Raw genomic sequence first — 12,894 nt, 5'->3', positions numbered from 1 at the left:
AACACTTCTCACCGGCCTTGTGAACCTGACGCATGGAGCGCCGCAGACTTTTGGCGCACTGCCGGTAACGGGCGCAATACTGCGGTACGCATTGTCGTTCTCAGTGCTGGCATTACTCGCTTCCCCAAAAGGGTTAGAGAGTAACAAGATTCAAGAAGAACAATGCATTAGGAGTGATTCTGGCGGAAGGTGAACAGTGATTCTGGGAAGATGAACACCGATTCTGGAAAAGACCCCAAAAGTGTTCACGTTCAAATCAGAATGCCTGTTCATCTTCAATCAGAACAGGTGTTCACGTTCGATCAGAATGGATGTTCACGTTCACCAGAATACGCACTGGCTAGATCGGCAAGTCCTTGCTCATCAAGGGATACTCTAACCTGCTTGTTTACATGCACTTTGTTCAAATTGATGTGCATAAGCTGAGACGTCTGATTTGCTCGCATTTTTGCTTGAGAAGCGAGACCAGATTTCACTGTTTCATGATTAGCTTGTACATTGCCCATGGGATTCATTCTTTTGGTGAGTTTCTGGGTATTTTATCTCACCTTAGGTAAATCACTCCAGCGAGTGGTGTAGGCCGGTGACAAATAATCCCGCTTCATGCTCCAGCCTTTTTGAATCCCCTGGGCAGCAAAAAACACTTTGCCCAAGCCTTTCTGGTTGATGTGATCCAAAGCCTGCATGAGTTCTTTGCTTTTGGGTTTGTCCTTCACATCGTCAAATAGCTCGGGCTGGTAGCAATTGGGGTCGTAAAAGTCGGAAAGCAGAATACCGCCTTTGGCATAACGAAACCCTTCCTTCCAGATGGTTTCCAGGCCCCGGTGAGCGGCCTCAATCAGGCTACGGGTGTCATCGGTGGGGGTGACCATTTCCAGAGTGGCGGCATTGCTGTATTGAGGTTCCTGGTTGTTGAAGGGGCTGGTGCGGATAAACACCGTCAGCTGTTTGGCGATTCGGCCTTCACCACGCAGTTTCTCAGCGCCTCGGGTGGCGTATTCACTGATGGCTTCGCGCATGGCATGAAAATCAGTAATCCGCTCCCCAAATGAACGCGAACAGACAATTTCCTTTTTGATCGCCGGGGTTTCTTCCAGACCCAGGCAGGCAATGCCATTCAGCTCCCGTACGGTTTTCTCAACCACCACGGAAAAGCGTTTTCGGATCATGTGAGGATCGGCATCCGCCAGATCCAGAGCGGTTTTGATGCCCATTAACTCCAAGCGAGCTTTGAGCTTGCCACCAATCCCCCAGACTTCATTCACCGGCAGCAGGGCCATGAGTTTACGCTGGCGTTCTTTAGCAGTGAGATCCACCACCCCCTGAGTGGCCGGGTAAGACTTGGCTCCATGATTGGCCAACTTAGCTAGGGTTTTGGTGGGGGCGATGCCCACGCAGACTTGAATACCCGTCCACTGGCCGACTGTGACGCGTACCTGCTGACCAAAGGCTTCCAATGATGTGCAGGCCTCAACACCGGTCAGATCCAGAAAGGCTTCATCAATGGAATAGACCTCCACACGCGGGGCCAGCTCTTCCAGAATCGTCATGACCCGCTGGGACATATCCGCATAAAAAGCATAGTTGGAAGAAAAGGTCACAATGCCATGACGTTCGATCTCATGGCGAATCTTGAACACCGGCACACCCATCTTGATGCCCAGTGCCTTAGCTTCTTTGGAACGGGCTACCACACAACCATCGTTATTGGATAGCACCACGACCGGCGTGTGTTTCAAATCAGGCCGGAACAGCTTCTCGCAGGAGACATAGAAGTTATTGCAATCCACCAGAGCAAACACCGGCATGGTTTACTTCCTCATGTGATGAATGACATTGGTCACCACACCCAGGATCTCCAGATCAGCGCCTTCAGGAATCACAATCGGGGAATAGTTGCAGTTGCAAGGCACCAGGCGGGGCGTGGGGTGCAGCTGGAGTTGCTTAACCGTCAGCTCACCATTGAACCCGGCAATCACCGTATCGCCATCCGCAGCATTCAAGGAGCGATCCACCACCAGCAAATCATCCGGGAAAATCCCCGCTTCAATCATCGAATCCCCTTCGGCGCGAACAAAAAACGTAGAGGCTGGACGTTTAACCAGTAGTTGATTCAAGTCCAGCGCCTGCTCCACATAATCCTGAGCCGGGGAAGGAAAACCCGCTGCAACCCGCTCCAGGTAGAGCGGCAAGGGCATTTCCGGGAAATCCCCGGACTCACTGACGTAACTGACGCGCATTAAAAAGTCTCCAAAATAGCTAATACTGATATTTATACAGTACAGCGAGAAGCAGAGACAAATCAACTGAAACAAGCAGAAAAAGAACAGGTTGCTTGCTCCTGAGGCAGGGCTTTGGTAGAAAGGGGAACGAAGGAATCAGCCCACCCCCGCAGGATGCGAGTCACACCATGACCCCATCTCCTGAGGCGGTAGCGTATTACTGGCTTTTTGGCTGGCTTACAGAAAAAGAGAAAGGTGATAGGCAGGTAGTCGTTTGCAAAAAATGCGGCTACTGGGAAAGAGTTTAACAAAATCTGAGAACTGATAACCTCCTCGTTATAAATGAAGGGGTTACCGTTATACTGCAGTTTAAACACTGCCACTGCAAGGAGGCACCCATGGCTTTTCGTTTTCGCAACACCATCCGTATCGCGCCCGGCATTCGCCTGAACCTGGGTAAAACAGGCATCAGTCTTTCTGCTGGGGTGAGGGGTGCCACCGTCACTGCGGGCAAGCGTGGGGTGCATGGCAATGTCGGCCTGCCCGGTACGGGGATGTCTTACCGCACCCGCCTGGACAAAAGCCCGGCGCATCGTCGCCGGGTTGAGCAGGAAGAGAAGCGACAGCATCGCACCAGGAACCAGCAGTTGGTCAGGGAGAACAACCCGGATCTGGCTGAAGTCATCTTGTCACTGGATGATCGGGGTCAGCTGGTCGTGGCCAATGCCAGTGGCCAACCCCTTGACCCAGCCCTGCGTCGTCGGTTGTTAAAAGACTTTGAGCAAGACATCCAGGACTGGCTGGAAGAGCAGATGGAGCGCATTAATGGCGATATGGATCTGTTGCTGAATCCCCATCTGGATACCCTGGCCCCCAACAGTTCACCCCCTGAATATCAGGTGGAGCCTTTCACTGAACTGCAACCGCGCAAGCCGCAACTTGAGCAGCCTCCCGCTCAACCGGAACAACCAGCAGAACCCCGCATCGGTTTCTTTGATCGTCTCCTTCCAGGCCGCAAGCAGCGAATTCTGGATGCCTGGCAACAAGCCAAGACGCAATGGAAATCGGCCAATGAGCTTTGGGAAAAGGAAGTGGACGCCATTCAAAATCACCAGGCCGAAAGGATTTTGGATTATGAAAAAAGCCTGGCTGCATGGCGGCAGCGCAAGGAGGCCCATGACCAGCAGCAGCGGGTAGACGATGACAGTTTTTTTGAGCGCCTGAATAACGACCCGGACTTAATGACCGAGGTGATCCAAGCCGAACTGGATGCCCTGGACTGGCCCCGAGAAACCCTGATCGACTTTGACCTGGATGCAGAGAAGCAACTTCTGAAGCTGGACGTGGATCTCCCGGAAATCGAAGACTTTCCCGATCAAGAGGCCCGCCTGGGAGCCAGAGAGCTACGCCTGGTGCTCAAGACAAAAAGCCAGACCCAACTGCGTAATGAATACGCTCGTCATGTGCATGGCGTTCTCTTACGCATCATCGGCACAGCTTTCGTTAGTCTGCCCAGTCTTCAGCAACTGATCATCTCCGGCTACAGCCAACGCCTGAACCCGGCCACCGGGCACGAAGAAGATGACTACCTGCTATCCGCCCGTGTAGAGCGTTCAGAATTTGAAAAAATCAACTTCGACAACCTTGAAGAGGTTGATCCCATCTTTGCCCTGGAAGCTTTTGAGTTGGTTAGGGAGATGAGTGGGCGGTATCAGTTTAGTCGAATTGAGCCACTGGAAGACTGAGGTGAAGACCTGCGATCAATTGGCTTTTATCGCAGGCAGGGGCGCTAACTTTTGTTCTTTTGCAGCAAATACATTTCCCGTCAGTTGTCCACAGTGTCGGTTATGCTCGGGAGATTTGGGATATCTTGATAAGGGCAAACCCGGTAGCGGCAATCATCCCATCACTTAGGCCCATGTCAGCCTGGTTATCCAGAAGCAGGATGACTGAAGCTGCAATCCCATCCCCAAAACCAGCCACCCAATGATCGAGGTTAATGCCGTCAGTGCTTGATTAACCTTGTACTCGTTTTCAAATTGGGGGCCTGATGGCATTGCTGCCGGTGCCAGCTTGCATCCCAGCCTTTCGCCTTCAATAACAAAGATCGGGATTAATCTTTTTGGTTTTCGCTCTTGGATCTCAACTTTCTCGACCGGCTTGAGCAGGCTCTTGGTTAATATCTCTTCTTCTAAATCCTCACTATAACTGCTAACATCATCAAAATTATGATCACTGGTATTTGGTGACTTGCGCATGTCCTCTATCCGAAGCGTAACATCCTCTAGTCAGAAGGAACGCCTATGGCATATCGATTTTCTTGCCCGGTTTCGTGGTTTTGTAACACGCCAGGATTTGGTTGATCGATTTCAGATCGCACTGTCCAATGCTACTCGTGACCTTACCCTTTATCGCGACTTGGTACCGGAAAACCTCGAATACAGTACCAGCGATAAAAGTTATCGACGCACACCACGCTTTGCTCCTTTGTTTACCTATGATCACGAACATACTCTTCAGGCACTGGCTCAGGGTCAGGCACGCGGTTTTGATCCTTTTGAGCAGACGGTTGTGGTTGAGTCAGCAAGAAACCTCAATGAGCCCGACCTGGAAATCCTTTCGCAGCTTTCCCGAGCCATCTACTCAGGCTACGCCGTTGAGATAAAGTATGTCTCTGCCAGCAGTGGGGCCGGTCATCGAGTCATTATTCCTCATGCACTGGCCAACACTGGCTTGCGTTGGCATTTGCGTGCTTTTTGTCGAGAAAAGCAGGAGTTTCGTGACTTTGTACTGACTCGTTTTTTATCCGTTTCTCAGCAGACTTCTGATGTAGCAGAGCATGAAAAACCGAAAGCGGATACTGAATGGCAGCAGCAGGTAGAGCTGGAACTCATTCCTCACCCAAAAGCAGCCCATAAACAGGCTATTGAGCTGGACTACGGGCTAGCATCAGGTGAGCACCTAACCCTTGAAGTTCGTGCAGCCCTGGTTGGCTATCTGCTAAGACGCTGGGGTGTAGATGCGTCTGAAGGGGCTTGTTTATCACCTGAAGCCTATCAGCTTTATCTCAGTAATCGCAGCACACTGCTTTCGGTTTCTAGCATGGCTTTAGCGCCAGGATTTATTAGGGATGGTGTAAGCCTATGATTCATCACGACACGTTGAAATCACTGGGCTTCAAGTTTGGCAAAAACGGCACTCACGCCAGCCGTACCTTAATGTTCTCCGAGATCAACAAGCTTTTTTCCGCGCTGCCCTCTTCAGCAAGCCCTGAGCAATACCGGCAGGATATCGTGCAGTTTAACCTCCTCCATAAGCCGACCGAAAAAGCCCGTCTCTTGACCTGGCGTCATCTAACAAGCCTCTACAGTATGGATACCAGGATTCCTCTTTTTAGAGTGTTTCGTCGCTATTGGGACGCAGATGAACAGGGTAGAGCCTTACTGGCCTGCCAGATTGGGCTGGCAAGAGACCCTCTTCTGCACCTTTCCATGGACAAAATTCTGGATCTGGAGCCAGGCCAGTGGCTTCCACGCGAAGAGATGGAGCAGTTTTTTTCTGAGCGGTGCCCTGATCGCTTTAGCCCCGCTACCTTGAAATCCATCGCACAGAACGTCAATGGCACCTGGACTACAGCGGGCTTTTTACAAGGCCGAGCTAAAAAATACCAATCCGTACCAGCTATACGACCAGTTAATCTGGCTTTTGCATTATTCATGGGGCTACTGCACGGTTTAACGGGGCAGCGGCTATTCAATACCGAGTGGACACGCCTGCTCAACTGCCGCCCAGAACAGATGATGGAGTTAGCCCGCCAAGCCAGCCAAGCGGGTTTATTGAGGCTAAAGCACTCCAGTGACGTGGTGGAAATCACCTTTCCAGAATACCTAACCAAGGAAGAGGAGACCTGGCTTAATGAGTAATCGGCTGAATCGACTCATCAAGAGTTACGCTAACTACATCAGTATTCCCTGGATGCCAGGGCTGGCTGATGAGCAGCGTGTACTCTTTGCTGTATATCACAAAGAAGATGAACTTAAGCTCCGCGCCCGAGTTGAAGAGTTTCGATTGGCAACCGAAACAGCCGGACATCAATGGCTGGAATTAGATATCACACCGTTGTTTCCAGAATGGATGGCGGCGCAGAAATACCGGGAAGACTACTTTGCCGACCCCGAAGATTTAGAGCCTAAGTATGCAACCTTTGTACGCCAGTCGGTTGAAAAACTAACCGACCAAATTCACCAGCAGGCAGATGACAACACCCTGGTTGCACTCATTGGCTGCGGCACCTTGTTTGGGTTTGCATCCGTATCAGGGTTTGTAAAGCAACTTTCAGCTGCAGTGCCCGGGCGGCTTTTGGTCCTCTTTCCTGGCGAATACATCGACAACACTTATCGCTTGCTGGATGCCCGAGACGGTTGGGGTTATCAAGCAACAGCAATCAGTGCAGACAATTAATAAAAAGGGAGTTCTACAGATGCTGAACCGTGAAATTTACCAACAAGATCCAGAGGCTAACCGCCTGGAAAATAACGGGGTAGCCATCGTCAAGGACGATCTTTCGCCCAAAGCACTCAAGACTTTGCGCTATGAGCTGAAAACCTTTGTCTGTGACGGTGAGTATGAGGCAGGGCTGGAAAAAATTCTTTCCACTTATCTTGGTAATCTGGGCAAAGGGGGAGGCCAGGAAGGCTACGAACAACCGGGTGTTTGGATTTCCGGGTTCTTTGGCTCAGGCAAATCCCACTTGGCCAAAATGCTGCGTGCTCTCTGGACGAACCAAGCGCTGGGTGATGGTCTAGGTGCCCGTGATCTTGTTGAATTGCCTCAAGATATTAAAGATCACTTGAAAGAACTCAGCACCCTTGCCCAGCGTTATGGTGGCCTCCATGCAGCCTCAGGTACTCTGGGTGCCGGTGCCAACAATAATGTTCGTTTGGCATTACTAAATATCATTTTTAAATCGGTCGGCCTTCCCGAGCAATATCACCAGGCGCGCTTTGTTCTTTGGCTCAAGAAAAAAGGCTTGTTTGATCAGATTAAAGGTCAAGTGGAAGCCAGTGGAGATTCCTGGGAAGAAGAGATGGAAGATCTCTATATGTCTCGGAGTATCGCCAGAGCCCTTATGGAGGCAGATGATACCCTGGCTGAAGACATCAAACAGATGCGCCCCCTGTTAAAAGAGCAGTACCCTCACGTCAGCGATGTGACCAACCAGCAAATGGTTGATGCCATCCATGATGCGCTGGCTAAAGACGGAAACTTCCCCTTGACGCTTGTGGTGCTTGATGAAGTACAGCAGTACGTCGGCACGGATACTGATAAAGCGCATCAGGTTCAGGAAGTTGTTGAAACCTGCTGTAAAGACTCAAAGTTTGTAGGCAAACTATTGTTCGTTGCCACCGGTCAAAGTGCGCTGTCCGGTATGCCCAACCTGCAGCGCTTGCTTGGTCGTTTTCAAATTCCCATCCAGCTCAAGGATACCGATGTTGAATCCGTTATCCGCAAGGTGATTTTGCAGAAAAAGCCCTCGGCTAAGGCGGCACTGGATGCCGTATTAAAAGAGCATCTAGGTGAAATTTCTCGCCAGTTGCGCGGCACCAATATTGAACACCAGCGTGAAGATGAAGAGATTATGCTGGCCGACTACCCCCTGTTACCCGTGCGACGGCGCTTCTGGGAAAAGGTGCTGCGTATCGTGGATACCACAGGCACCGTGTCCCAACTGCGCAACCAGCTCAAAGTCATTCACGAAGCCACCAAGAAGACGGCTGATAAACCCCTGGGTCAAGTCGTACCGGCTGACTTTATTTATAGCCAAATCTCTGTGAATTTGCTGCAAACGGGAGTGATCTCCAAGGAAATATCCGAAGTGATCGGTCGGCTTTCAGCGGGCAATGAGGAAGATCAACTCAAATCACGCCTTCTGGCTTTGATCCTCCTGATTGGCAAATTGCCAACCGACCCAACGGCAGATAGCGGGGTGAGAGCAACGGCTGAGATGCTGGCTGACCTTTTGATTGATGACTTGAATAGTGGCAAGGAAACACTACGCAATCGCGTACCTCAGTTACTTCAGGCTTTAGCGGATGAGGGCCTGCTGATGCCGATGGAAACGTCAGTTGGCACGGAATATCGCCTGCAAACACAGGAAAGTGCGCAGTGGTATGACACCCTGCGCCAAGAAGAAGCTGATTTGCGGGGCAACCCCCAGCGGATTGAAAATATCCGCATTGATCTGCTGCATAAAGAAGTGCGCCGCCAGCTCAGCCAGGTGCGGCTGACACAAGGCCAATGCAATGAACCCAGATCAATCAGCATTTCTTTTGACGAAGAGCTACCGCGTGATGCTCAGGAAAAAATTTATGCCTGGGTTCAGGATGGCTGGAGCCTTGATGAAAAAAGCTTTCTTGCTGACGCCCGCAGCCGCAACCCCAGCGATCCGACTATTTTTATCTTTGTACCCGCTCGCAACCGCTCAGAACTGAACAATGCCATCATCGCGGAACATGCCGCCCAAGCCACCCTGGAAAAGCGGGGCATCCCCAATACCGACGCAGGCAAGGACGCCCGCACTGCGATGGAAACGCGTCACCGGGACGCTCAGAAGCAGGTAGAAACCTTGCTGAAAGAGATTTTTGACGGCATTCAGGTTTTACAAGCAGGCGGACAAGAAATCGAAGGCAACAACCTCACCGAACAAGCTCAGGCTGGAGCGAAAGCCTCCCTGGTGCGCCTTTACCGTGAATTTGATGTGGCAGACCACCCCGGTTGGGGCAAGGTCTTTGACCGGGCAGGGAAGGAAGGTGGCCAGAATGCACTGGAAGCAGTTGATTACAAGGATGAACCGGAAAAACACCCGGTTTGTTCTACCGTCCTGCGTTTTATCGGCGGCTCCAAAAAGGGCAGCGAAATCCGCGACCACTTTTTAGCGCCGCCTTATGGTTGGCCGCAGGATGCCATTGATGGAGCACTTTTTGTACTCTTGGCTAGTGGTGTGCTACTCGCTCAGGATGCCCGCAGCAACCCGGTTAAAGTGACGGAACTTGAGCGCAAACAAATCACCCAAACCAGCTTTAAGCCAGAAAGCATCACTATTCGCCCGGTCGATCTCATTAAAATCCGTGGTCTGTTAAATGCCTGTGGCATCACAAACCAGCCCGGTGAAGAAAGTGCCCGCTTGTCGCAACTGGCTGATCTAGGAAAATCTTTGGCTCAAAAGGCAGGCGGTGAGCCGCCTTTGCCCGCCAAACCGGATACACGTCTGTTTGATGAACTCGCCCGCCAGTCCGGTAATGCTCAGCTGAAATTCGCTCTGGATGAACAGGATGCCATCAAGGAAGCCATTCAAAGCTGGCAAGAAACCTGTAAACAGATCGAGGCGCGTCGCAGTGATTGGGAACAACTCCAGGAGCTTTTGCGCCTGAGCCGTGGCCTGGCTTTTCAAGAGACAATTCAAACTGAAGTGGATGCCATTATTGCGCGCCGTGCGCTGCTGGACAACCCGAATCCAACCACTGAGCTGACCCAGCAGCTGGTGACCAAACTGCGTGAAGCCATTCAATACCGGGTGGATGATTACCAGCAGCGTTTCACTGAGCAATTAACCCAATTACAGGCGGACACCCACTGGCAGCAACTCAGTGCCCAGCAGCAGACAGAACTGCTCAACAAAAGGCGCTTGCACCCGCTGGAAGCACCGCCACTCAATGATGCTGATGCGATTATTGACAGCCTGAACGACACCAGCCTGGAGCTGTGGAGTGAACGGACTGACTCCCTGATCAGCAAGTTTGATAGCGCCCGTATGGAAGCCGCTGAACTTTTACAGCCTAAACTGCAACGCATCAACCTGCCACGCACCACCTTTGCAACCGAAGATGAAGTCGATGCCTGGCTGGATCAGGTAAAACAGCAGATTCTGGCAAAGCTCAATGATGGACCGGTGACCTTCTGATGAATAACCTAACTCAAAACCACCGCCAGCCTTTGGATAAATCCCTGCGCCGCACACTGGAATCCACGGTCATCAAAGCACGGGAAGTTGCCGAACTGGCGGCTCTTCAGTCCTTGAAGCGGCTCAGTGTCGGCGAAGGCAAGCCAGCGGACTACCTGGATCAGCATCAGCGCAATCTGCGTAACCGCCTGCGTGCTCACGGTCGCCAGCTGGGTGATATTAAGCAGGATAACGGTCAGCAAAGCCTAAATAAGCTGGTCACTGAAGTGGCCTACGAACACTGGCACCGCATGTTGTTTGCGCGTTTTTTAGAGCAAAACAACCTGCTGATGTATGACGAACACACCGCTCTCACCTTGGATGAATGCAACGAGCTGGTACAAGACCCAGATACCGCCCGTGATGCGCTGGAACGTCGCTGCACCAGCGGCTGGGAGCTGGCTGGGGTGCTGGCCTCTAAAATGCTGCCGCAGATTTTCCGCATTGATTCCCCCGTGTTTGAGTTAGAGCTGGCCCCTGAACACCAGCGCAGCCTTGAAAAAATGGTCAAAGCCTTAGCTCCTGAGACCTTTCAAGCGCAAGACAGCCTCGGCTGGGTGTATCAATTCTGGCAGAGTAAGCGCAAAGAAGAGGTCAACCGCTCAGAAGTCAAAATCGGTGCCGATGAACTCTCGCCAGTGACTCAGTTGTTTACCGAGCCCTACATGGTCAGCTTTTTGCTGGATAACAGCCTGGGTGCCTGGTGGGCAGGGCAGCGCCTGAGCGAAGATGACTGGCACAATGCCCGAAGTGAAGCCGAATTGCGTGAAAAAGCGGCTCTTGAAGGCGTACCTCTCAGTTATCTGCGTTTTGTGAGGGATGAGGCGTCCCAACGCTGGCAACCCGCCTCCGGTACTTTTGCTGCCTGGCCGCAGCACCTGAGTGAACTGAAAACCCTCGATCCCTGCTGTGGATCGGGGCATTTTTTGGTGGCGGCTTTTTTAATGCTGGTGCCCCTGCGCATGCATCAGGAGCAGCTGACACCCAAGCAAGCCATTGACCGTGTTTTAAGTGAAAACCTGCATGGCTTGGAGTTGGATCAACGCTGTGTGGAATTGGCGGCCTTTGCCTTAGCCCTGGAAGCCTGGCGTTACCCTGATGCTGGTGGTTTTCGCCAACTGCCAGAACTGCACCTGGCCTGTTCGGGGCTGTCGATACATGCCGCCAAAGAAGAATGGAAAGAAATTAGCCGCAAGGCAGGCCAGCAAAACCTGACCATTGCGCTGGATTGGATGTATCAAACCTTCAAAGACGCCCCAGTATTGGGCAGCCTGATTAACCCGCGCCGCAGTGATGCCGCCAAAATTGCCGCCTGGGATGAATTGCATCAACAGCTCGGTGAAGCCCTGGAGCAAGATCAAACACTGGCAGAAGAAAACACCCCCGATCGTAACCGTGTGGAAGCAGGCATCGTGGCGCAGGGTTTGGTGAAAGCCGCTGAACTGCTTGCAGGGCAATACACCTGGGTGATCACCAATGTGCCTTATCTGGCACGGGGCAAGCAAAACGAGACCCTGAAAGCTTTTTGTGAAACCCACTACCCAGCAGCTAAAAACGATCTGGCCACGGTCTTTCTGGATCGTTGCCTAGAGTTTTGCACCCAAGGCGGCACCAGCAGCATCGTATTACCGCAAAACTGGCTCTTCCTGACCAGCTACCGCAAATTCCGTGAAAAGCTGCTGCAAAATGAAAGCTGGCATTTGATAGCGCGTTTGGGAGCGCAAGCCTTCCAGACCCCTATGTGGGATTTTAATGTTCAGCTCATTACCCTTAGCCGTGGCAATACCGCAGGCCAGTCAGCGGATCTGCTGAGCAGTGGCGAGCCGGGCAACTGGATTCGTGGCGTGGATGTCTCCGAACCCCGCACCGCTGTGGAGAAGGCAGCGGGATTGCTGGCGTATGATGTGAAGAGTGTGGAGCAGAGCAGGCAGCTGGAGAATCCGGATGCTAGGGTTGCTTTTGAAGATTCATTAGATCTGCCGTTACTCGCAGCGTCAGCGGACTATGGTAAAGGCAGCACTACAGGTGATGGGCCAAGGTTTTTGATGCAAATATGGGAGTTTCCAGCTACCAGCGATCAACAACGGTTTTGGTTGAACTCACCAAATTTTGATGATCCTTGGTCTGGCCGAAGTCAAATTTGTAAAGTGCCTTTAGATGATGAAGAACTTAATTCTCAACTGGGATGCAGGTTACATGGACAAGATGTTTTTCATCGCCCTGGAGTGGTAGTTAACAAAATGAGGAAGCTGGAGGCGTTCCTATATAACGGAGAAGCCTTTGACGACAACATATGCCCAATCGTACCCCGTAATGTTGATGAGATTGCAGCTGCGTGGGTATATGTTTCTTCATCCGACTTTCATGAAAATGTGCGTTCAGTTGATCAAGCGCTAAAGGTTACTGCTGGTACGATTACGAAAGTCCCCTTCGACCTCGATCATTGGACTCAAGTCGCCGAACAGCAATACCCCAACGGCCTGCCGCAACCCTACACCAACGATCCCACTCAGTGGATCTTCCACGGCCATCCTTGCGGTTCCGTCGTCTGGGATGAAGCCAGCAAATGGACCGCTGAAGGCGAGTTGCGGGTCGATGACACCGTATTGCAAGTGGCCGTGGCGCGTTTGTTGGGTTATCGCTGGCCAGCCGAGCTAGACCCAGACATGGAGC

At 51.8% G+C, this 12,894-nt stretch carries 10 protein-coding genes; 6 read left to right on the top strand and 4 right to left on the bottom strand.

Annotated elements, in window-relative coordinates:
* Nucleotides 1-302: 302 nt before the first annotated feature.
* Genes IBX50_RS11925 through umuD form a run of 3 tightly spaced genes read right to left on the bottom strand, consistent with a single transcriptional unit; the run spans nt 303 to nt 2,240 of the window.
* Nucleotides 303-506, bottom strand: a complete 204-nt coding sequence (locus tag IBX50_RS11925) for a hypothetical protein (RefSeq protein WP_292256131.1) — start codon at nt 504-506, stop codon at nt 303-305.
* 33 nt (nt 507-539) lie between these two features.
* The gene (gene umuC, locus IBX50_RS11920; RefSeq protein WP_292256130.1) at nt 540-1,808 is read right to left on the bottom strand and encodes a translesion error-prone DNA polymerase V subunit UmuC; all 1,269 of its coding nucleotides are present in this window, start codon (nt 1,806-1,808) and stop codon (nt 540-542) included.
* Nucleotides 1,809-1,811: 3 nt separating this feature from the next.
* A complete protein-coding gene (umuD, locus tag IBX50_RS11915; RefSeq protein WP_292256128.1) occupies nt 1,812-2,240 on the bottom strand; it encodes a translesion error-prone DNA polymerase V autoproteolytic subunit in 429 nt (142 codons plus the stop codon).
* Between the two features lie 380 nt (nt 2,241-2,620).
* Here umuD and IBX50_RS11910 point away from each other — a divergent pair, with 380 nt between their 5' ends.
* Nucleotides 2,621-3,967, top strand: coding sequence for a DUF4236 domain-containing protein (locus IBX50_RS11910; RefSeq protein ID WP_292256127.1), 1,347 nt, complete (start codon nt 2,621-2,623; stop codon nt 3,965-3,967).
* Between the two features lie 165 nt (nt 3,968-4,132).
* On the opposite strand, the gene IBX50_RS11905 is transcribed toward IBX50_RS11910, so the two are convergent.
* Complete coding sequence (locus tag IBX50_RS11905; RefSeq protein ID WP_292256126.1) at nt 4,133-4,480, bottom strand: hypothetical protein; 348 nt, start codon at nt 4,478-4,480, stop codon at nt 4,133-4,135.
* On the opposite strand from IBX50_RS11905, the gene IBX50_RS11900 reads away from it, so the two are divergent.
* From IBX50_RS11900 to IBX50_RS11880, 5 genes are all read left to right on the top strand, one after another.
* A complete protein-coding gene (locus IBX50_RS11900) occupies nt 4,479-5,369 on the top strand; it encodes a WYL domain-containing protein (protein ID WP_292256125.1) in 891 nt (296 codons plus the stop codon). The genes IBX50_RS11905 and IBX50_RS11900 overlap by 2 nt on opposite strands.
* Nucleotides 5,366-6,145, top strand: a complete 780-nt coding sequence (locus tag IBX50_RS11895; RefSeq protein WP_292256123.1) for a hypothetical protein — start codon at nt 5,366-5,368, stop codon at nt 6,143-6,145. The genes IBX50_RS11900 and IBX50_RS11895 overlap by 4 nt, the downstream gene beginning before the upstream one ends.
* On the top strand, nt 6,138-6,683 hold the full coding sequence (locus IBX50_RS11890) for a hypothetical protein (protein WP_292256121.1): 546 nt from the start codon (nt 6,138-6,140) through the stop codon (nt 6,681-6,683). Before IBX50_RS11895 ends, IBX50_RS11890 begins: the two co-directional genes overlap by 8 nt.
* 19 nt (nt 6,684-6,702) lie before the next feature.
* Nucleotides 6,703-10,182 (top strand): BREX system P-loop protein BrxC, encoded by a 3,480-nt coding sequence (brxC, locus tag IBX50_RS11885; RefSeq protein WP_292256120.1) that lies wholly within the window; start codon nt 6,703-6,705, stop codon nt 10,180-10,182.
* The coding region (locus tag IBX50_RS11880; protein ID WP_292256118.1) for a DNA methyltransferase at nt 10,182-12,894 on the top strand (2,713 nt) is incomplete at its 3' end. The genes brxC and IBX50_RS11880, both read left to right, overlap by 1 nt.

This window comes from Marinospirillum sp. (assembly GCF_014859565.1).
This window is presented reverse-complemented; position numbering and strand designations above follow the sequence as displayed.